The 21,179-nt window shown below is 63.6% G+C and carries 18 protein-coding genes; 3 read left to right on the top strand and 15 right to left on the bottom strand.

Translation table 11 applies throughout. The annotated features are described in order from the left end of the window. Positions 1–2: 2 nt before the first annotated feature. A complete protein-coding gene (locus FFS37_RS20345) occupies positions 3–1,835 on the bottom strand; it encodes an MORN repeat-containing protein (RefSeq protein ID WP_137932764.1) in 1,833 nt (610 codons plus the stop codon). Positions 1,836–1,989: 154 nt separating this feature from the next. After that, a complete protein-coding gene (locus FFS37_RS20340; protein ID WP_137932763.1) occupies positions 1,990–3,084 on the bottom strand; it encodes a trypsin-like serine peptidase in 1,095 nt (364 codons plus the stop codon). Between the two features lie 397 nt (positions 3,085–3,481). On the opposite strand from FFS37_RS20340, the gene FFS37_RS20335 reads away from it, so the two are divergent. Next, positions 3,482–4,579 carry a S1 family serine peptidase gene (locus FFS37_RS20335; protein ID WP_137932762.1) on the top strand — a complete coding sequence of 366 codons (1,098 nt, stop codon included), beginning with the start codon at positions 3,482–3,484 and terminating at the stop codon, positions 4,577–4,579. Positions 4,580–4,651: 72 nt separating this feature from the next. Here FFS37_RS20335 and mgrA read toward each other — a convergent pair whose 3' ends face one another. The 7 genes from mgrA to FFS37_RS20300 form a co-directional block, all read right to left on the bottom strand. Beyond that, on the bottom strand, positions 4,652–5,698 hold the full coding sequence (gene mgrA / locus FFS37_RS20330) for an L-glyceraldehyde 3-phosphate reductase (RefSeq protein ID WP_137932761.1): 1,047 nt from the start codon (positions 5,696–5,698) through the stop codon (positions 4,652–4,654). 127 nt (positions 5,699–5,825) lie between these two features. Beyond that, entirely contained in the window at positions 5,826–6,968 is a 1,143-nt protein-coding gene (locus tag FFS37_RS20325) for a Gfo/Idh/MocA family protein (protein WP_137932760.1), read from the bottom strand. 11 nt (positions 6,969–6,979) lie between these two features. After that, positions 6,980–7,726, bottom strand: coding sequence for a sugar phosphate isomerase/epimerase family protein (locus FFS37_RS20320; RefSeq protein ID WP_137932759.1), 747 nt, complete (start codon positions 7,724–7,726; stop codon positions 6,980–6,982). A gap of 66 nt (positions 7,727–7,792) precedes the next feature. Further along, positions 7,793–8,890 (bottom strand): ABC transporter ATP-binding protein, encoded by a 1,098-nt coding sequence (locus tag FFS37_RS20315; protein WP_137932925.1) that lies wholly within the window; start codon positions 8,888–8,890, stop codon positions 7,793–7,795. Positions 8,891–8,895: 5 nt separating this feature from the next. Further along, entirely contained in the window at positions 8,896–9,831 is a 936-nt protein-coding gene (locus FFS37_RS20310; protein WP_137932758.1) for a carbohydrate ABC transporter permease, read from the bottom strand. Continuing rightward, positions 9,824–10,717 carry a carbohydrate ABC transporter permease gene (locus tag FFS37_RS20305; RefSeq protein ID WP_137932757.1) on the bottom strand — a complete coding sequence of 298 codons (894 nt, stop codon included), beginning with the start codon at positions 10,715–10,717 and terminating at the stop codon, positions 9,824–9,826. Before FFS37_RS20305 ends, FFS37_RS20310 begins: the two co-directional genes overlap by 8 nt. 84 nt (positions 10,718–10,801) lie before the next feature. After that, on the bottom strand, positions 10,802–12,040 hold the full coding sequence (locus tag FFS37_RS20300) for an ABC transporter substrate-binding protein (protein ID WP_137932756.1): 1,239 nt from the start codon (positions 12,038–12,040) through the stop codon (positions 10,802–10,804). A gap of 406 nt (positions 12,041–12,446) precedes the next feature. Between FFS37_RS20300 and FFS37_RS20295 the strand changes: the two genes are divergently transcribed. After that, positions 12,447–13,490 carry a LacI family transcriptional regulator gene (locus FFS37_RS20295; RefSeq protein ID WP_137932755.1) on the top strand — a complete coding sequence of 348 codons (1,044 nt, stop codon included), beginning with the start codon at positions 12,447–12,449 and terminating at the stop codon, positions 13,488–13,490. A 97-nt stretch (positions 13,491–13,587) separates the two neighbouring features. On the opposite strand, the gene gndA is transcribed toward FFS37_RS20295, so the two are convergent. From gndA to FFS37_RS20265, 6 genes are all read right to left on the bottom strand, one after another. Then, positions 13,588–15,015, bottom strand: a complete 1,428-nt coding sequence (gene gndA / locus FFS37_RS20290) for an NADP-dependent phosphogluconate dehydrogenase (protein ID WP_137932754.1) — start codon at positions 15,013–15,015, stop codon at positions 13,588–13,590. A gap of 111 nt (positions 15,016–15,126) precedes the next feature. Beyond that, positions 15,127–16,764: a copper resistance CopC/CopD family protein gene (locus FFS37_RS20285; protein WP_137932753.1), complete on the bottom strand. Its 1,638-nt coding sequence runs from the start codon at positions 16,762–16,764 to the stop codon at positions 15,127–15,129. Between the two features lie 55 nt (positions 16,765–16,819). Continuing rightward, complete coding sequence (locus FFS37_RS20280; RefSeq protein WP_137932752.1) at positions 16,820–17,338, bottom strand: YcnI family copper-binding membrane protein; 519 nt, start codon at positions 17,336–17,338, stop codon at positions 16,820–16,822. A 39-nt stretch (positions 17,339–17,377) separates the two neighbouring features. Further along, the gene (locus FFS37_RS20275) at positions 17,378–17,920 is read right to left on the bottom strand and encodes a copper chaperone PCu(A)C (protein ID WP_137932751.1); all 543 of its coding nucleotides are present in this window, start codon (positions 17,918–17,920) and stop codon (positions 17,378–17,380) included. Between the two features lie 98 nt (positions 17,921–18,018). Next, positions 18,019–18,372 (bottom strand): DUF2946 family protein, encoded by a 354-nt coding sequence (locus FFS37_RS20270; RefSeq protein WP_137932750.1) that lies wholly within the window; start codon positions 18,370–18,372, stop codon positions 18,019–18,021. A gap of 119 nt (positions 18,373–18,491) precedes the next feature. Beyond that, positions 18,492–19,394 (bottom strand): GntR family transcriptional regulator, encoded by a 903-nt coding sequence (locus tag FFS37_RS20265; RefSeq protein ID WP_137932749.1) that lies wholly within the window; start codon positions 19,392–19,394, stop codon positions 18,492–18,494. 252 nt (positions 19,395–19,646) lie between these two features. Here FFS37_RS20265 and FFS37_RS20260 point away from each other — a divergent pair, with 252 nt between their 5' ends. Then, positions 19,647–21,152, top strand: a complete 1,506-nt coding sequence (locus tag FFS37_RS20260; protein WP_137932748.1) for a UxaA family hydrolase — start codon at positions 19,647–19,649, stop codon at positions 21,150–21,152. Positions 21,153–21,179: the final 27 nt, after the last annotated feature.

Here is a 21,179-nt window from a genome sequence, read left to right as displayed (position 1 = left end):
CCTTAGCCGCAGCCCATCATCTGGCGGGGCAGATAGCACGCCGCCGGTTCGGTCCTGGTTTCGAACAATGACTGCTTCGGCCGGAAATAGAAGAAGCTGACCGGCTTGCTCTCGCGCACGCTACCGTCGGCGAAATGCGCGGCGATGCTGAAGCGATGGATCGACGACATGGCCGACCACATCTTCAGCCGTGCCGTGTAGGCGCTGACGGTCTTGTTGCCGCGCACCGGCATGGGGATGGTGTAGTCGTGTTTGCCGATCGGGAACTCGATGTTCTGGTAGCGCATGGCCTCGGGGCTGCCGCCGCCGCCGTCACCGCATTCGGCCATCGATTCGGGAACCTCGAACACCGCCATCGTCATCTGCACGCGAAATGGCTCGGTCTGCTGGTAGACATGCCCCTCATCGTCCGCCCAGGAATAATCGAATTTGCCGATCGCGTTCAGCGTCATGGCCTGATTGAAATTGCCGAGATAGTCCGCGACCTCGCCGAACTTGATCTTGTTGGTGAGCTGGCTGCGGCAGACATTGAGACTGTCGACGGAAGGACAGGGAAAACGCCCCGTCTCCAGGCTTGACGTGTCGACGCCGGCCTCATCGAGGACGCTCTTGATCGAAACGTCGACGCCGTCGCCGAAATCGCCGATATCCTTGGTGAACATCCGGCTCGGCTGCCCGGTCGGGTTGCCCTCCTCGTCCACCGTGGTGAACTGGATCGACATCTTCATGTCCTTGGCGTCGCCCCAGCCATTGTTGATGACCGAGAAGTCCGGCCGGAAGCCGATGCAGCCGAAATGCTCTGAGAGCGACAGCATCGGCTTGCGATAGGCGTCGCTGGCCGCGACCTTCATCTCCAGGCTGTCGAGCTTGACCTTGGACTGGTCGGTCGTGTTCAGGTTGACCTCGGCGAAGGCCGGCGTGTCTTCCCAGTTCGGACCTTCATAGACATTGTTCGTGTTGATCGTCCCGGTGCCGTTCCAGGCGTCGTTGTAGAGATTGTCTTCCGGATAGATCGCGATGTCCTCGTCGCGCACCAGATGCTGGTATTTGGTGTCGGCCTGCTGCGTCATGCGCTGGTCCACGATGACGCCGATCTCGACCTTGCCCGCATCGCCGCCGCCGGCCTGCGCCTTCAGGAGGCCGCCCACCCTGGCATCGGCCAGCACATCGGGCCGCGTGCCGCCGACCTCCTTGCCCATCGCCCATTGCGATGCATAAACGGTGCCGCCGGCAAGCCGGGTCTGGCCCTTGCCGTTCTTCAAGCCGCCGACAAATGAGCCGACGAATATTTCACCGGTCTTCGACAGCAGCCTGCCCAGGCCGTTTGGAATGCCGGCGACGAATTGCCCCTCATAGCGGTTGCCGTCGGCATCGATGTGGATACCTTTGCCGTTGAGTTCTCCGGCTAGCCAACGCCCTTCGAACACCTCGCCCGAGCGCAGCTCGAGCCGGCCTTGGCCGTCGGGGCGGCCATTCCTCATGTCGCCCAAATAGCTGGAATAGACGGTCTTCGGGTCATAGCTCGCCGAGCCGCGCACCCGCCACACCAGCTTGCCCTTTCCGTTGATCGTGCCGTCCTCGGCGATCGTCCTGTCAGGCGACTGCCCCGCGGCCGGCTCCCAGACGAAGTCGAGGTTCTTTTCCGGATGGAAATCCCAGACGCGCACCGCCCTGCGCAGCACCGAGCGCGTGTCCGCCTGATAGAGGATCTGCACCCGTTCCGACCAGGCACCGCCGGCAGGGGCGGCGGCCGGATCGGCGAACGCCGTCGAAAGCATCAGCATGGTCAGCGCCGATGCGGCCGCGACCCCGAACACTGCCCTTGCCCGCGCCATCCTTTGAGCCCTCTTGGATGCCTCAACCCCTTGGCAAATCGAGCGTAGTCGGCGAGCTGGCCGCGTGCAAGAGAAGCCGCGCAGGAAGCGTCGGCATGAAAAAGGCGGCGGAATTGACCCGCCGCCTTCGCATTCCGTTCGAACCCAGCCTGGATTATTTATAAAGGCTGTTGATCCACTGCACGTTGGCGGCGTTGAGGCGCACCGCGGTATTCGCTTCGGGGCTTTCCGCCACGTTGACGCCGGTGATGATGCGCTGTTTGGAATTGTTGTCATAGGCATAGACCGAGCTGCCGCTCGACCCCGGGAACGTATCGCAGTCGTACTGGAAATACTCCGGAGCGATGTTTTCGGCATGCACTTCGCAGCTGGCCTTCCACATCGTGCCCATCGGCTTGTCGCCGGGGTAGCCGACGAGATTGGCGGTGAAGTCGCCGAGATCGTCATAATTGGCGTAGCCCAGCCAGCCGAGGTTGGTGCCGACATCCTGCTTCAGCGTGATGATGCCGAGATCCCAGGGGATGACCGAGCCGTAATAGCCCTGATAATTGTCGATGAACCCCTGCAGCACATAGGCGCTCTCATAGCTGAAGGCGCCGAACGGAGCATCGTCGGCCGTGCTGCCGTTGAGGCCCGGCACGAACAGGTAGTCGGCCAGCCAGTCCTTGTCCTCATGGCTGTAGAGGCAGTGCGCCGCGGTGAGCACGGTGCGCGGGCCGATCAGCGTTGCCGAGCAGCTGCCATAGCTGCCGGTCTTCGGCGACTTGGCTTCGAGGTAGCCGATGGCCGAGAACGGATAGGTCTTGGTGTTCTTGACCTGCACGCGATCGTCGGTGCCGAAAACCTGGCGCCCGGCTTCGCCCTCGCCAAGGTCCGGATCTTCCGTCTTGCGCTGCGTTCCTTCCGGGCCGTCGGCCGGAGCGTTCAGCTGCTTGATGATCAGATCGCGCAGCGCTTCGCTCGGCTCGATCTTGATTTCCTTGCCATCCGCGGAACGCCCGATGATGCCATAGGACTTCACAGCCGTTGCCTCGTCGGTGAGCGGCGCCGCGCGGTTGTCTTCGTCGGTAAGCTTCGGCGGCGCGATAGGCTTTGCCCGCCCGGGCTTGAAGTCGCCCGAAGTAACGTCCCGCATGCTTTCCCCATTGCCGGCACTGGCGGAGCCAGGGTCTGCGGCGAAAGCTGGGACCGCCCACATTGCCGTGGAAAGCAATGCGGACGCAATGATGGTGTTTGTCAGTTTTGTCATGGTGAGACTCTCCCAAAAGTCAGCAAGGACTGGATCAAAATACAGAAATATTGTCGAGATCGTGGTGATGCCGAAAAATGAGTTTACTCACCGGCCTTCCCCCCGAGCGTTGTTCTAGGCTGTCATTTTCAAGGCCCCCGCCAAAAAAATTCTGCCGCTCTATACTGCCTAAAATAATCCAAGATTGGCAATGACAAATCGCTTCCACGTAGCCCGTGGGGGGCTATAGGGTTTTGTGCGGGTTTTGCTCGCGGGCACGGTTAGCAAAAGTGGGATTCGGTTTTGTGACCGATCGCGCCGGTTGGCGGCGCGCATCCGGTTCACTTGAGCCGACGTCGCCTCCTTGCGCAATGCCCGACGCCGAGCCCGCGCGGGAGAATTGTCTCAGGAGGTTCGGGTGCAGATAACAAATCGGTTCGGGCCGGTCGTTGCCGCTTCGCTGCTTGGCATCGCCGCCATCGTTACTTCAATCAGTATCAGCCGGGCCGAGGACGGCACGGTGAGGCCGGAAGCCGCGATCTCGCCGATGCAGCGGGTCAACGATGCCAGGGCCAAGGCGGCCGCGGAGAACCCCGATGGCGCCGATCGCGTCTATGGCGGCAACCAGGCCGAGAAGGGCGCCTATCCGTTCCAGGTCGCGCTGCTCACCACCGCCAGGCTCGACGAGAACCCGGCCTCCCAAGCCAATGCGCAATTCTGCGGCGGCAGCCTGATCGCGCCGCAATGGGTGCTGACGGCGGCGCACTGCCTCCACGACAAGGGCAAGCCGATCTCTGCGAATTCGGTCACCGTGCTGACCGGCGCCACGGATCTCAGCGAAGGCAAGCGCCACAAGGTCATCGAGGTCATCGTCAACGAAGGCTATAGCGAACAGACGCTCGACAACGACCTCGGCCTGCTCCGGCTCGCCGAACCGGCGGATGCGCCCACCATCAAGCTCACCCGCGATAAGACGCCCGACACGGGCAAGACCACGGTTACCGGCTGGGGCAAGATGCAGGACGGCACGTTCCCGACCACGCTGATGGTCGCCGACCTCGATCTGCATCCCAACAGCGCCTGCAACAGCGGCATCAAGGCCATCTACGCACATGATCTGAAGGAGGCTCTCGGCGATCTCTCCCACCGCATGCGCTATTCCGAGAAAGGCATCGATGCCGCCGCCAATGCGATCGCCGCCGACATGACCGATCCGCTCACCGCCAACATGATATGCGCCGGCACCACCAGCGGCGTGCGCGATGCCTGCAATGGCGACAGCGGTGGGCCCCTGTTCATGACCGGCGCCGGCGGCCCGGTTCAGATCGGCGTCGTCAGTTGGGGTGAAGGCCCGGCCGACGGCAGTGCCGCCTGTGGCCACAAGGACGCCTATGGCATCTACACGCGGCTGGCCAACTATACCGGCTGGATCGACGCGAAGATGAAGACGCCGGCTCCCGCGCCGGAGAAGCCCAAGCCCGGCCTGGGCACCGCCCAGAAGCCGAAAACGCCCTGAGGCGCGGCCTTTTGCCTTCACATAAAACGGCGGGACATGTCCCGCCGTTTGTTCACCGTCTTGCCGGCGCACTTACTTCCTAGGCGGTCCCTCGCGCTCAGCAGAAGCAGCCCACAGATTGATGTCGGATTCGCGCGCGTAAGTATCGATCTCGGCCAGTTCGGCATCGCTGAAATCCAGCGCCTTCAACGCGCCGACGCAGTCCTCGACCTGCTCGGGCCTGGACGCGCCGATCAGCGCCGACGTCACCTTGCCCCTGCGCAGCACCCACGCCAGCGCCATTTGCGCCAGGGTCTGGCCGCGTTTGCCGGCGATCGCGTCGAGGGCCTTGATGTTGGCGATTGTGCGATCGTTGATGAAATCCGTCTTCAGCGATTTTCCCTGGGAAGCCCGGCTGCCATCGGGGATGCCGCCGAGATACTTGTCGGTCAGCATGCCTTGCGCCAGCGGCGAGAACACGATGGAGCCGACGCCGAGCCCTTCCAGCGTATCGAGCAATCCGTCTTCCTCGACCCAGCGGTTCAGCATCGAATAGCTTGGCTGGTGGATGATGCAGGGTGTGCCGAGTTGCTTCAATATATCGGCGGCTTCCCGCGTCCGCTGGGAATTGTAGGAAGAGATGCCGGCATAAAGCGCCTTTCCCGAACGCACCGCATGGTCGAGCGCACCCATCGTTTCTTCCAATGGCGTGTCCGGATCGAAGCGATGCGAATAGAAGATGTCGACATAGTCGAGCCCCATCCGCTTCAGGCTCTGGTCGAGGCTGGCCAGCATGTATTTGCGGCCGCCCCATTCGCCGTAGGGGCCGGCCCACATTTCGTAGCCGGCCTTGGTCGAAATGATCATTTCGTCGCGATATCCCGCGAAATCGGTGCGCAGGATTTCGCCGAACGCGGTCTCGGCCGAGCCGGGCGGCGGGCCGTAATTGTTGGCGAGGTCGAAATGCGTGATGCCGAGGTCGAAGGCCCGGCGCACGATCGCCTGCTTGGTCTTGTGCGGCGTGTCGTTGCCGAAATTGTGCCAGAGTCCGAGCGAGATCGCCGGCAGTTTGAGGCCGGAGCGCCCACAACGGTTGTAGATCATTTTCTCATAGCGGTTTTCGGCGGCGACATAGGGCATGGACAAATCCTCGAAGTGGAATCAGGTGGGCGGCAAATCGCGAATGCGATGCCGGCCCTGCGCCACACCCTTAGCCTCTCCCCGGCGAAACGGGGAGAGGGATAAACGAAATTATCGATAATCCAGCCTACTTCTTCTTGGCCAGCAAATCCTTGGCTTCCTTGACACCGAGCGCGGCCGGCCGCTCGCACGTGGTCTGCATGGCGACGAACTTGCCGGTTTCGCCCGAACGCAGGATGCCGGTCATGACATCGACGGCATGCAGCGCCAGTTCCATCGAACAGCGGTGCGGCCGCCCCTCGACAATGGCCTGCGCCATGTCGGCAAGCCCTGCGGTGCGGTAGTTGGCCATCATGCCGTGGCCGTGCATTTCATTGGGCACGCCAAGCGGATGCTTCCATTTCGGCAGCTTCTTGACCGGCTTGCCCTCTTCGGTGAAGCGCACGTCGCCGCCGAAGAAGTTCGGATCGGGAACGAACACCGTGCCCGCCTCGCCATAGAGTTCCATCGGCGCATGTCCGTGCGCCCAGACGTCCCAGCTCGTATTCAGCGTCACCACCGCGCCGTTCTCGAACTCCAGCAGTCCATGGATGGTCGTCGGCGTATTGACCGGGATCTTCTCGCCCGCGCGGGGCTTCGAGGTGATGGTGCGTTCCTTGGCCGGGGTCGTCGCGAAGGCCGCGACCTGTTTCACCGGCCCGATCAGCTGGATCAGGTTGGTGATGTAGTACGGCCCGATATCGAGCACCGGCCCGGCCCCCGGCTGGAAGAAGAAGTCCGGATTGGGGTGCCAATGCTCCATGCCGTGGCCCATGACGTGGCAGGTGCCGCTGGTGATCTTGCCGAGCTTGCCCTCGTCGATCAGTTCCCGCACCAGCTGATGCGCGCCACCGAGGAAGGTGTCGGGTGCCGAGCCGATGCGCAGCCCCTTCTTTTCCGCTCGCGCCTTGAGGTCCTGGCCCTCCTTGAGCGACAGCACGAACGGCTTTTCCGAATAGACGTGCTTGCCGGCGTCGAGCACCTGCTTCGACACCTCGTAGTGCACGGCCGGGATGGTCAGATTGACGATGATGTCGATGTCATCGGCCTTGAGCAGGTCCTCGACCGTCTCGGCGCGCAGCTTGAATTCCTTCGCCCGCGCCCTGGCCGCGTCCATGTTGATGTCGGCGCAGGCGCGCATCTCGATACCGCGAAACAGCGGCGCCAGCGAAAAATACGCCTTCGAGATGTTGCCGCAGCCGATGACGCCAATACCCAGTTTCTTAGCCATTGTGATTGTTCCTAGTAGGTCTTGACGGTTGCGATCGAGCGGCGCGCGAAGCGCTCGATGTCGTTGGGATTGTCCTGCTCCATGACAAAGTATTTCGCCGCGCTTCTGGCCCGCAATACCTTGATCAGGCCGGCCCAGTCGATCGTGCCGTGGCCGACATCGGACCAACCGTCCTCATCGAGCCCCTCGCCCGGCTTCGCCATGTCCTTCACGTGCACTGCGACGATGCGCTTGCCGTGCCTCTCGATCCAGGGGAGCGGATCGGCGCCGCCGCGTATCACCCAGGCGACATCCATCTCCCAGCCGATGCCGGGCGCCGAGGACAGGATATGGTCCTGGGGCACCGAACCGTCTGCGAGTGCCTTGAACTCGAAATCATGATTGTGCCAGGCAAAGCCGTAGCCGGCCTTCGAGGCAGTGTCGCCGACCCTGGCCAGGCGTTCGCCGAAACCGCGCCAGCCGGCGGCATCCGATGGTCTGTCCTCGGCCATCAGGTAGGGGCAGATGAGAAGCTTGATGCCAAGCGTTTCGGCGATCTTGCGCACGCCGTCGAAATCATTTTCCAGCGCATCGATCGAGAAATGCCCGGTCGGCATGGAAAGGCCGTTCTTGTCGAGTTCGGCACGGAAGGCCTTGGGATTTTCGTAAACGCCGCCAAAACCCTCGACCTCGGTGTAGCCGAGCTTGCCGAGCGTGGCGAGCACGCCCTCCCAGGGCTGGAAATTGCGGGCGCTGTAGAGTTGGAATGACCAGTTCATCGTCTCTGTCCGTTCTGCTTGGGGGATGGTCTTGAAAGGGCTGGGGGTAAAGATGGCTCTTGGGGGCTACATTCGGTTGCCGGATTGGCTGTCGAACAGCGAGGCGCGGGCGGGATCGAAGCCGATCCGCACCGGATCGCCATTGCGCAGCGTCTTCTCCGCCTCGACGCGGAAGGAGAAATTGTGGGCGCCGAGCTTGGTCCACACCAGCGTATCGGATCCCATCGGCTCGACGATCTCGACGGCGGCATCGGTGGCGAAGGGCATCGAGTTCGCCGCCTCGCCAAAGGCGATGTGCTCGGGCCGGATTCCGAACACGCAAGCCCCGCTTTTGCTGCCCGCGCCGTCGAAAGCATAGCGGTCGAGCGGTATGGACACGCTTCCGCTCTTGAACAGTGCAGGCGCGCCCGCTTCCAGCTGCCCCTCGACGAAATTCATCGCCGGCGAGCCGAGGAATCCGGCGACGAAGCGGTTGACCGGCCGGTTGTAGATGGTCTGCGGGGCATCGAGCTGTTGGATGACGCCGCCCTTCATGACCGCGATGCGGTCGGCCAGCGTCATCGCCTCTATCTGGTCGTGCGTGACGTAGATCATCGTGTTCTGCAGCTTGCGGTGCAGGAGCTTGATCTCGACGCGCAGTTCGGAACGCAGCTTGGCGTCGAGGTTGGAAAGCGGCTCGTCGAACAGGAAGACGTCGACGTCGCGCACCAACGCGCGTCCGATCGCCACGCGCTGGCGCTGGCCGCCGGAAAGCGCGGCCGGCTTGCGTTGCAGCAACGGCTCGATCTGCAGGATCTCGGCCGCCCTCGCGATGCGTTTGGTGATCTCGTCCTTGGGCACGCCGGCGACCCGCAGGCCGAAGGACAGGTTCTTCTCCACCGTCATCTGCGGATAGAGCGCGTAGGACTGGAACACCATGCCGATGCCGCGGTCCTTGGGCTCTTCCCAGGTGACGTTCTTGCCCTTGATGAAGATGCGGCCTTCCGAAATGTCGAGCAGGCCGGCGATGCAGTTGAGCAAGGTCGACTTGCCGCAGCCCGAGGGGCCGAGCAGCACGATGAATTCGCCCTCGGCGACATCGAGGTTCAGCGTCTGCAGCACCGAGACCGCGCCGAAATTCAGCGACAGATCCTGGATCGATACGCTGGTGCCGTTCGCCGCCATCGCCATCACCCTTTCACCGCGCCGGCGGCAATGCCGCGCACGAACAATTTGCCGGAAATGAAATAGACGACCAGCGGCACCAGCCCGGTCAGGATGGTGGCGGCCATGTTGACGTTGTACTCCTTCACGCCCTGGACCGAATTGACGATGTTGTTGAGCTGCACCGTCATCGGATAGGTGTCGGGGCGGGTGTAGACGACGCCGAACAGAAAGTCGTTCCAGATGCCGGTCACCTGCAGGATGACGGCGACGACGAAAATCGGCAGCGACATCGGCAGCATGATGCGCAGGTAGATGCCCCAGAAGCCGGCGCCGTCGACACGCGCCGCGCGGAACAGTTCCTCCGGCATGGAGGTGAAGTAATTGCGGAACAGAAGCGTCAGGATCGGCATGCCGAAAATGGAGTGCACGATCACCAGGCCGCTGAGGCTGCCATAGAGGCCGATCTCGCGCAGGATGATGACGATCGGGTAGATCATCACCTGATAGGGAATGAAGGCGCCGACGATCAGGATGACGAAGAACGTATCGGCGCCCTTGAAGCGCCAGTTGGCCAGCGCATAGCCGTTCACCGAGGCGATGGCGATCGACAGGATCACCGACGGCACGGTGATGCGCACCGAATTCCAGAACCCGCGCGAAAGCCCGTCGCAGTTGAGACCTGTGCAGGCCTGAGACCATGCCTTGACCCAGGGCTCGAAGGTGATCTCCAGCGGCGGCGAGAAGATGTTGCCGAGGCGGATTTCCGGCATGCCCTTCAGCGAGGTGACGACCATCACATAGAGCGGCAGCAGGTAGTAGACGGCCACCACGATGAGCGTGCCATAGAGGAAGATGTTGCGGCGCGAGAACACGTGCCGCGGCTTCGGCCCGCTCGGTCCCGAAGCGTCGGCACGGGCGACGCCGGACGGCGTTGCGGCGGGAACGGCATGATCAGCCACGTTTCCGGCCTCCGAATTCGAGATAGGCCCACGGCACGATGACGATCATCACCGACAACAGCATCATGGTCGAAGCGGCGAAACCCTGGCCGAGATTCTGGGCGAAGAACATGTAGTCGTAGACGTATTTGGCCGGCACTTCGGAAGCGATGCCGGGCCCGCCGCTGGTCTGGGCGACGACCAGGTCGTAGACCTTGACGATGCCCGACGCGATGATCACCAGCGTGGTGATGAAGACCGGCCGCATCATCGGGATGATGATGAACAGATAGGTCTTCCAGGTCGGTATCCCGTCGACGCGCGCGGCCTTCCAGATGTCCTCGTCGATGCCGCGCAGGCCGGCCAGCATCAGGCACATGATCAGTCCCGTGCCCTGCCAGAGCGCGGCGATCAGGATGCCGTAGATGACGATGCTGGAATTGTAGAGCGGATCGAAGCTGAAGCTTGTCCAGCCAAGGGCGCGTACCACGCTCTGAACGCCGAAGTCGGGATTGAGCAGCCATTGCCAGACCAGGCCGGTGACAATGAAGGAGAGCGCGAAGGGATAGAGGAAAATGGTGCGGAACGTGTCCTCGAAGCGGATCTTCTGGTCGAGCAACGCGGCAAGCAGAAAGCCGATCACCAGCGAGAACACCAGCGACAGCACCCCGTAGATCAGCAGGTTCTCGATCGAGACCAGCCAGCGCGGCGTCGCCCACAGCCGGTAATACTGGTCGAGGCCGACGAAATTCAGCCTCGGCAGCAGCTTCGAATTGGTGAAGGAGTAAAGCACCGTCCACGCGGTGCCGCCGACGAAAACCACCAGCGCGGTGAGCACCATCGGGATCGAGGCGATCTTCGCGTTGAGATTGCGGAATATCTGGTTTGGACGTTCGCTCTTGCTCATCTCGGCAATCGGGCTGGGACAATGAGAAACATCACGCCCCCGACCCTCGACGGGAGGGCCGGGAGCCGGCGGGGGCGCCTGATATCAATCGGCCGAGGCGATGATATCGGCGAAGCGCTTCTGCGCCTCCTCCACCGTCATCTCGGGCTTGGCGAAGAACTCGGAGAACAAATCCTCCTTCTGCTTCTGGCTGTCCTGCGAAAGCAGCTGGTCCGTCCACGGAATGACGGCGCCCTTGGCAAGGATGGCGAGACCTTTCTTCATGCAGTCATTGGCCGAGTTCAGGTCGACGTCGCCGCGCACCGGCAGCGATCCCTTCTTGAGATTGAAGGCGACCTGGGTCTTGGGATCGAGCAAGGTCTCGGCCAGCACTTCCTGCGCCTTGGACTTGTCGGCATCCTTGAGCAGCGGGAAGTAGAAGGCGTCGCCGCCGGTGGCGATGACTTCGTTCAGGCCAAGCCCCGGAAGGCAGGTGTAATCCTTGCCGGCGACCTTGCCGGCCACCTGGAACTCGCCCTGCGCCCAGTCACCCATGATCTGGCCGCCGGCCTTGCCGGTGATGACCATGTTCGTGGCCTGGTTCCAGTCCTGCACATTGGTGTTCTTGGCCATCTTGCGCGCGTCGTCGGCGGCCTTGAACACCTTGCCGACTTCGGGACCGGCGGCGAACTTCGCATCCTTGTCCTTGTAGACCTTGAGGAAGGTATCGGTGCCACCGACGGCGGCAAGCAGCACGTCGAATGCGCCGGACGACTGCCAGGCCTGGCCGCCCACCGCCAGCGGAACGATTCCCGCCTTCTCCAGCGCCGGAGCCGCGGCGACGAATTCGTTCCAGTCCTTCGGCAGGGGGACGCCGGCCTTCTGGAAGGCTTCGTTCGACAGCCACAGCCACTGCCAGGAATGGATGTTGACCGGCACGCAATAGATCTTGCCGCCGATGGTACAGCTGTCGAGCAGGCTCTTCGGCCGCACGACCTCCGTCCATTTGCCCTTGGTGGCGACGTCGGTGAGGTCGCGCATCAGGCCCGCCTGCACCAGTTCCTCGGCCTGCCGGCCATGATTGAACTGAGTGGCGCCCATCGGGTCGCCGCCAGTGATGCGGCTGATCATGATTGGCCTTGCCGTGCCGCCGGATCCGGCAATGGCGCCGTCCACCCAGTGGTTGCCCGTCGCGTCGAATGCCTTGGCAAGTTCGGCGACCGCTGCCGCTTCGCCGCCTGAGGTCCACCAGTGGGTGACTTCGAGATCGGTCGCGGCCGCGGGCCCGGCAACGTTGAGCGCAACCGTCGCGGCAAAGGCGGCGGTCAGGACTTTGTATCGCATTTCGGCTTCCTCCCAGAAATCTGAAACGTTACAGATTTTCGATACGGCAATTGCGCCGATGGTGCAACCCCGGGCGCTTCGATGCATTCAGATTTTTTCGAGGCGCGAATAAATTCACATACCCAACCTTCCGTATTGCGCCGCAACACGCCTTCGTCGCACTGCAAAATAGCGATCTGCTAACAAAAGCCGGCAAGGCAATTGTAAAACGGCACTTCGCCTTGAATTCCTGAGGGAATTCGGCGACCGCCTCCCCTGGCGATATGGCAGGGCGATATCGCGGTATTGGCAACCTGTAACGTTTCAGTATATTGGCCCGGCACCGGGCCTGAAATCACATCATGTTGCGGAGTGCGGCGATTGCCGACCCGGCCTGTGGCTGCTATGCGCCTGACGGGCGGGACCAATGAACAGACAGCGCACTGAAATGGACGATGAAAGGTCGGCGCGGGAGCGGCCGACGTTGAAGACGCTTGCCTTCATGACCGGGCTCGGCGTCACCACGGTCTCGCGCGCCCTCAAGGATGCGCCCGAGATCGGCGCCGAGACCAAGCGCCGCGTCCAGCTCGTCGCCAAGCAGATCGGCTATCGGCCCAACCGCGCCGGCGTCCGTCTCAGGACCGGCAAGACCAATGTCATCAGCCTGGTGCTCAACACCGAGCACGAGCTGATGAGCTTCGTCTCGGACATCATCTATGGCGTTACCGCCGTGATTGCCGACACGCCTTACCACCTGATCGTCACGCCCTACTCGCGCTCGCAGGATCCGCTCGACCCGGTTCGCTATCTGGTGGAAACGGGTTCGGCCGACGGCATCATCATCTCACGCACGCAGCCCAACGATCCGCGCGCCCGTTACCTGCTGGAGCACGGCGTTCCTTTTGCCACCCACGGCCGCACCGACATGGGCCTGGTGCATCCCTATCACGACTTCGACAATTATGCCTTCGCCAGCGAAGCTGTGCGCTATTTGGCCGGCATCGGCCGACGCCGGCTTGCCTTGCTGGCGCCGCCCATCGGGCTGACTTATCATGGCCACACCGTCAACGGTTTTACCGACGCCTTGAGCGAGGTCGGCGCCAGCGAGGTGCCATTCAACACCGTCACCATCGACCAATCCATCGAGCAGATCCGGATGCGAACCGCGCAGCTGATGCGACGCAGCGACCGGCCGGACGGTTTCGTCAGCAGCGCCGCCGCGTCCACGCTTGCCATCGTGGCCGGCATCGAGGATGCCGGCCTGAAGCTCGGCCGCGATGTCGACGTGGTGTCGAAACAATCGTCGGAATTCCTGCATCTGTTCCGGCGGGAACTGCTCGTCGTCAACGAGAGTTTTCGCCTGGCCGGCTCCGAACTCGCCCGTGCGGTGCTGGGTTGGGTGGGCGGCGCGGAGCCCGGCTCGCTGCAGTCACTGAGCAAGCCGGGAGAGGTTCTGCCCTATCGGGGCTAGAGCAATCCAGGAAAAGTGCGTAGCGGTTTTCCGTCCGGAATTGCGTAAAAACAAAGGTTTAGAGCGGTTCGGCGTTTCCGTAAAACGCTGAACCGCTCTAGTGACCCGCGCCGCTGCCCCACGGTCCGTGGAACGCCCCCTGCTCGCCGATGCGCTCGAAGCCGTGCGCGCCGAAGAAATCGCGCTGCGCCTGGATGAGGTTCGAGGTGCCGCGGCCCTGGCGGTAGCTGTCGAAATAGGCGAGCGCGGAAGACAGCGCCGGCACCGGCGAACCGGCTTCGGAAGCCCTCGCCACGATGCGCCGCAGCGACGGATGTGCCTCCTGCATCAGGCTGATGAACGCCGGCGCCATCAGGAGATTGGTCGAGGCGCCGCCGCTGCTGAAGGCCTCGGCCATCGTATCCAGCATCTGCGAGCGGATGATGCAGCCCGCGCGCCATATCTTGGCGATCGTCGGCATGGGCAGGCTCCAGTTGAACTCCTTCGAAGCGCCGCTCATCACCGCGAAACCCTGCGCGTAAGCCGCGATCTTGCCGGCAAACAGCGCCAGTTCGAGATCTTTCAGCAGCGCCGCCCTGTCGCCCGAAATCTTCTCGACGGCGATGTTGCCGTACGCCTTCTCGGCAGCCTGCCGCTCGTCCTTGATCGACGACAGCACGCGCGCGGCGACCGCCGCTTCGATGGCGGTCGCAGGAATGCCGAGCTGCTGCGCCTCGATGACAGACCATTTGCCGGTGCCTTTCTGGCCGGCGCGGTCGAGGATGATGTCGACCACGGGCTTGCCGGTCTTCGGATCGTCGGCGGCCAGAACCTTGGCGGTGATCTCGATCAGGTAGGAGTTCAGCCTACCCTTGTTCCAGGTGTCGAAGACCTTGCCGATCTCCTTCGGCCCCATGCCAAGGCCGTCCCGCAGGATGCCGTAGATCTCGGCGATCATCTGCATGTCGGCATATTCGATGCCGTTATGGATGGTCTTGACGAAATGGCCGGCGCCGTCATGCCCGAGCCACGCCGCGCAGGGCTCGTCCTTGAACTTGGCGGAGATGGCGGTCAGCACCTTCTCGACACGCTTCCAGCTGTCTTCGGTGCCGCCGACCATGATCGACGGCCCGTGGCGCGCGCCTTCCTCGCCTCCGGACACGCCCATGCCGATGAAGGTCAGGCCGGAGCCGGAAAGCTCCGAGAAGCGCCGCATCGTATCGCGGAAATTGGCGTTGCCGGCATCGATGACGATGTCGTTGTTGGACAGGACGCCGCGCAGCGCTTCGATCTGCTCGTCGACCGGCTTGCCGGCCAGCACCATGATGATGATCGGGCGCGGCGGCCGGATCGCGGCGGCAAGCTCTTCGAGGCTGTAGCAGGGGACAACCATGTCCTTCAGGGCACCGGCATTTTCGACAAAGGCGTCCGTACGCGCCCTGCTGCGGTTGAAGACGGCGATGCGGTGCCCGTGCTCGGCGATGTTGAGCGCCAGATTGGAGCCCATCGTGCCAAGGCCGATCAGGCCGATTTCGGCTTTTTCCATCGTTTCTTCCCTGCTTCCGGATTTTGTTGTGGAGCTCGCGATTTGTCGGATGATTGACGAGCGTTCAGCGCCACGTCAACCGCCTCGCTTCGCAAGCGGCCATATAGACCATCACGGCCTGATGTCCACGGGCGCTTCGATCTTCACGATCTGGAAGTCCGAAACCAGGATGTCGATGCGCACCGTCCACCGCCCGGGCACGGGAATGACGAGGTTGTCGACGCGCCATGTTCCGTCGCCCGGCTTCGTCGCCGCCCGCTTCATCGGCTCGATGCCGGAATCGGGCTTCGACAGCACCAGCGTCACCTCCTTGGCGTCGAGCGGCCCGAAATCCCCGGTCATGATGATCATCGAGGCGGCGACCGGCCCGGCATGGCCGGGCGTGATGCTGAGATCGGCCATCGCCTGCAGCGCATGGATGTGGACCGAAACCGGCTGCGCGGCAGCGATCGCCAGCGCACGTGGCGGCGGCGTGAAGCGCCAGCCCGCGGCAATGCCGAAGATCGCCAGCACGATCAGCACCTCGACGGATATCGAACGCGTGAGCCTGCGCTGCACCTCGGTCGCGCCCGCCTCGGCCGAGGCCGTGAGCCTCCAGCGATTAACGGCGGCCAGCGTGAACAGGAAGACCAGCAGCGCGAGCTTGATCAGCAGCAGCCGGCCATAGGCCGTGCCGACAAGCGCCGAAGGCGTCTGCACCTGGATGACCGCCAGTACGATGCCGGCCGCGGCAAGCACCGCCACGACAGGCAGGATCGCCAAGGAGAAGCGGTGCAGGAAGGCAACGGCGCCGGCTGCTTGACGTTTCAGCGCCAGGCCGAGCGGCGCCAGGGCACCGGCCCAGAAGGCGATACCGACGCCGTGCAGGAACACCATCGGTCGCGTCAGCCATTGCGGCTCGGCCGCGCTGGCATGGCCGCTGGCGGCAAGTGCCGCGCCCACGCCGGCCATGGCGGCGAGCGCAAACGTCCTGGCCAGGGCACGCGGTCCGGCCAGCGACAGCAGGCCGAGCCCGAAGGCGATCAGGGCGGCGAGCACCGTCCAGCCGAAGCTGGTGCCAAGGCCGGTCCGCCAGACCACCGGCTGCGCCAGATGGGACAGCGGAGCTCCAAGCGCATCCAATCCCTGGAAACCCAACGACATTGGCGCCGCCGCCAGCCCGCACAAGATGGCGGCGATCACGAAGCGCTGGCCGTCACGGCCATTCCCCGCCAGCCAGGCAAGCGCAAAGGCACCGCCTATACCGAGGAAAAGCCCCGTGTAGAGAAGGATCTTGCCGATCCAGATCGCCGAGCGGAGCGGCCAGTCGACCGCTTCGGATACGGCGGGCGGCTCGCTTGGCGCACCGATCGAAAACAGCAAGGAGCCGCCGACCGGATGGCCGTCGGCGGAAATGACGCGCCAGCTCAACACATGCGTGCCGGATTTGAGCGCCTGGCGGTTGTCGATCTCGACGGTCTGGTCGCTGAGGCGGAAACTGGTCAGGGCGACAGGTGTCCCGTCGGGCTTCACCAAGGTCAGCACCAGCGGCGAGACAGGTTCGCTGAAGGTCAATGAAAACTGCGCCGGCGCCTGCGCCAGGACGGCACCGTCGGCCGGATCGGTCTTGATCAGCGCCGCATGGGCAAGGGCGTGGCCTGTCGAGGCCATGACCATCAGCCCCATGATCATGGCCAGCAACCCGCCTGCGGCCCAACCGCGGCGTCTGCGGGCCATGAAGGCCTTGTTGAATTCGAGCATCGCGTTCATGTCATCGCCGGAGAACTGGCGGCGCGCCGTTCGCAGCGGGCGCGCCGCCGGAAGATCATTTCTTGGGCGTCAGCTTGATGCCGGGCGCAGGCGTCTCCAGCGCGTCTTCATCCTGTCCGGCCGCGGGAATCTCGATCCAGCGCTCGGCCGCATCGCCGCATTCCTGCACCACCGGGAAGTAGAGCTTCTGGCCGACGGGCAGGTCCGCCGTCAGCGTCGCCCGGAAGACGAACTCGTCGTAGAACTCATCCGGCAGATTGCCGCCGCTCCAGTCGACCTCCTTGACCCCATCGGTCACCGCCTGGCCGTAAAGCTGGTAGGACTTTTCATATTTGCCCTTCTTGGTCTGCAGCGTCCAGCCCGGCTTCGGCATCGGCTTCACCGCGATCACCCCTTCCGGGATCTGCACGCGCACGGCGGTCGTCGCCTTGCCGTCGCAGCCGTGCGGCACGCGCAGCACCGCTTTGTAGGTCGAGCCGACCGCCGCTTCCTGGGTTTCGAGCGTGATATGCGCAAAGGCGGCATTGGTCCCCAGCACGAGAAGCGCGCCGGCCGTCAAAAGATACTTGTTCATGATGGTCCCTCTGATTTCAAAAATTGCGGGCTGGCGCGATCAGTTGGCGTGATCCATGTCCATGCCGCCCGTCTCACCCATGCCTTCGACGGCGAATTCGACATTGACTGTGCCGGCCTTCTCGAAGGTCAGCGTGGCCGCGAATTTTTCGCCTTGCTTGGGCTGCCGCTTCAGCCCGATGAACATCAGGTGATAGCTGCCGGGCGCCAGCGCCACCTTGCCGCCGGCGGGAATGTCCAGGCCGCCCTCGACCGGCCGCATGGTCATGACGCCATCCTTGACGCCCATCTGGTGCAGCTCGGCCTTCTCCGAAACATCGGAGGAAATCGACAGCAGCCGGTCCGGCGAACTGCCCTTGTTGATGATGGTGAAATAGCCGCCGGCCACCTTGGCGCCGACAGGCGTGGCGCGCGACCAGGGATGCTCGATCTCGAGATCACCGACCTTGAACTCATGCGCGGTGACCGAGTGGACGCCGACGAATGCCAGGGCAAGGGCCAGCGCGAAAGCGCCGAGGTGCTGAAAGCGGGACAGAAAACGGCCGAACATATTGCGTGCCGCCATAGAGGAAGAATGAGACATGGTTGCTCCATGAAATGACGATCGCGCCGTCGCCGGCCGCGAGACGTTTTGATCTTTGGATGGGTGCGCCCGTAAAAGGGTCCGCCGGGCGCGCCGGCTCAGGCCGCGAGCGGCGGCGCGCGCGGGTTCGACGGCGAACGTTCGCGCGCGAAGCCGAGATGGATGCTCGCCGGAAAGACGAAGGCGACCGTCTGGAAGGAAAAATTGCCCAGCGCGATCCCGGCATCGGGTGGCGGCGCGAAGGCCGATGAAAACATGCTGCAGCCAAGCGTGCAGCAGGCCGGCGGATGCGAGGGATGCTGGTCGCCGTCCGGAAGCTGGGTGGCGCCGTCGTGAGTGCAGATGACGTTGCCGAAAGCATCGAGCTGCGCCGCGTTCGGCACGCCGAAGGCGAAGGCGCCAAGGGTCGACTGGAGCAACAGCAAATAGGCCGCGACAAGTGCGGCCGGCATGCTCCAGCGTCTCCCCCGGCTTTTCAAACGATCGGCCTCTTCAAGCTACTGGCGCGATACTTATCACGCGAAAGGGAGGCGGAAAATCGCCAAATCGATGCTGCGGCAACGCGGCGCGATCAGGCGCGCGCCGGCTGCCTGCTCTCCGGGATCGAGGTCAGCAGCGTCTGGCGCGCCGACTTCAAATGCTTGCGGCAGGCGGCATCTACCTTGCCGAGGTCGCGCGACCTGAGCGCCTCGATATAGGCAAGATGCTCGCCGACCGCGACTTCGTTACGCTGGCGCTCCTGCGCCTTGTTCCATTGGTAGTGGTAATGGAAGATCATGGCGATGACGTCGTAGAAATCGACGATGAAGCGGTTGTGCGAGGCACGATGGATGAGCCTGTGGAAGCGCTCGTCCAGCTCGGAAAACTCGTTGAAGCGCGTGGCGATGTCGCGGGCCAGCTGGCGATGCTCATCCTCAAGCCGGTCGAGATCGGCCCAGACCGGGCTGTCCTGCGGCAGGGCCGCAAAGGCAGCCGCCGAGCGCAGCTCGAACATCTCGCGGATCTCGGTGAGTTCGAGCGCGAAGGCCCGGGTAAAGCCCTTCAGCACCCAATGACTGTTGCGGCGTTTCTCGATCAGGCCGAAGCGGGAGAACCGGATCAGGAATTCGCGCACGCTGGTGGTGCCGACGCCGATCTCGCGCGCCAGTTCGAGCTCGTTGATCTGCATGCCGGCCTCCGCGCCACCTGCGAGCAGCCGCCGCATGAAGGACCGCTCGATGATTTCGGCCAGCGTATCGGTCTCTTCCTCGGGGAAGAAGTCGTCGGGATGCGGATCGCGCAGCACCGTCTTGGCGCGCTTGTTCCAGGCGATGAGCCCGGTCTCCTCCATGCGCGCCAGGATGCTGCGCACCGTCGTGCGGCTGACGCCGAGCAGCGCGCCCAGTTCCGGTTCGGATGGCAGGCTGCGCGTCTCGTCAAGCAGCCTGAGGCACCTGTTGTAGGCATCCTTGTAGACGTTGTTGCTCTTCGACATCCCCTGCCCCATCCATGCCGGCGCTTGCGGCGGCCGGCTCGAAGCGCAATATGACGTTCCCATGCCCCTGAGAAGCAGGAATCGCTTTCGCCGGCCTGGTTCGTTGTCAGCAGCGCCGTCATGCCCGGGAGCACGCGCAACCGCCTGCGAAAAAACAATTGACGCAAAAATGTTTTTTCACGATAAAAGACATTAACTCTTAACAGGCGCGTGTCAATCCGCGCGCATCCCAGGATCACCCAGGAAACGCCCGTGAACGCCTCCAACACCATCCTCCTGTCCCCCGCCGACAATGTCGCCGTCGCCAACGGCCGCGTCGAGACCGGCACCGCGCTGCCGGGCGGCGCCACCGCCACGGCGGTCATCGAGCCCGGCCACAAGGTGGCGATCAAGCCGATCGCCGCGGGTGAAGCCGTGGTGAAGTACGCCCAGGCGATCGGCCGCGCCACGCAGGACATCGCGCCCGGCGAGCATGTCCACTCGCACAATCTGGTCTTCGAGGCCGGCCGCCTGCCGGTGGTGCCGCCGAGCGAAGCCGAGCACGCGACCGAGGCCGATCGCGCCCGCACCTTCATGGGCTATCGCCGCGCCGACGGCCGAGCCGGCACGCGCAACTTCATCGGCATCATCGCCAGCGTCAACTGTTCGGCCACCGTCTGCCATTCCATCGCCGACACGGCCAACCGGACCCTGCTGCCCAAATATCCCGGTATCGACGGCTTCGTGCCGATCGTCCACGGCCAGGGCTGCGGCATGAGCGGCACCGGCGACGGCATGATGGTGCTGCATCGCACGCTGGCTGGCTACGCCCGCCATCCGAATTTCGGCGGCGTGCTGATGGTCGGCCTCGGCTGCGAGGTCAACCAGCTCACCCTCTACGGCCAGAAGGGTGCCGCCGCCGGCAAACGCCACTTCAACATCCAGGACGCCGGCGGCTCGCGCAAATCGGTCGAGAAGGCGATGGGCGTGCTGGCCGAGATCGCCGAGGAGGTCGGCCAGTTGAAGCGCGAACCGATCCCGGTCAGCGAAATCGTCGTCGGCCTGCAGTGCGGCGGCTCCGACGGCATGTCGGGCATCACCGCCAATCCTGCACTCGGCGCGGCGGTCGACATCCTGGCCGGCGTCGGCGGCATCGGCATCCTTTCCGAGACGACTGAAATCTACGGTGCCGAGCACCTGCTCGCCTATCGCGCGGCGACGCCCGAAATCGCCAAGAAGCTCGATGGCTATGTGAAATGGTGGGAGGATCATGTCGCCAAGCACGGCGCCTCCATCGACAACAACCCCTCACCGGGCAACAAGCGCGGCGGGCTGACCACCATCCTCGAAAAGTCGCTGGGCGCCGTGGCCAAGGGTGGCCAGACCCCGCTCAACGGTGTGTTCGGCTATGCCGAGAAAGTCACCGGCAACGGACTGGTGTTCATGGACACGCCCGGCTACGACCCGGTCTCGGCCACCGGCCAGGTCGCCGGCGGCGCCAATGTCATCGTTTTCACCACCGGCCGCGGCTCCTGTTTCGGCTGCCGGCCGACGCCTTCGATCAAGGTCGCCACCAACTCGACCATGTACCACCAGATGGAAGAAGACATGGACGTCAATTGCGGCGTCATCGCCTCGGGCGAAAAGACCATCGCCGGCATGGGCCGCGAGATTTTCGAACTGATCGTCGAGACGGCTTCCGGCCGCAAGACCAAGAGCGAGGACTTTGGCTACGGCGACAACGAGTTCGTGCCCTGGCATCTCGGCGCGACGCTCTAAATACAACTGATATCTGGTAGAAAGGCC

It is taken from the genome of Mesorhizobium comanense (assembly GCF_005503535.1).
Classification (GTDB): Bacteria; Pseudomonadota; Alphaproteobacteria; order Rhizobiales; family Rhizobiaceae; genus Mesorhizobium; species Mesorhizobium comanense.
The sequence above is the reverse complement of the archived record's forward strand: the minus strand, read 5'-3'. Positions and strand labels throughout refer to the sequence as shown.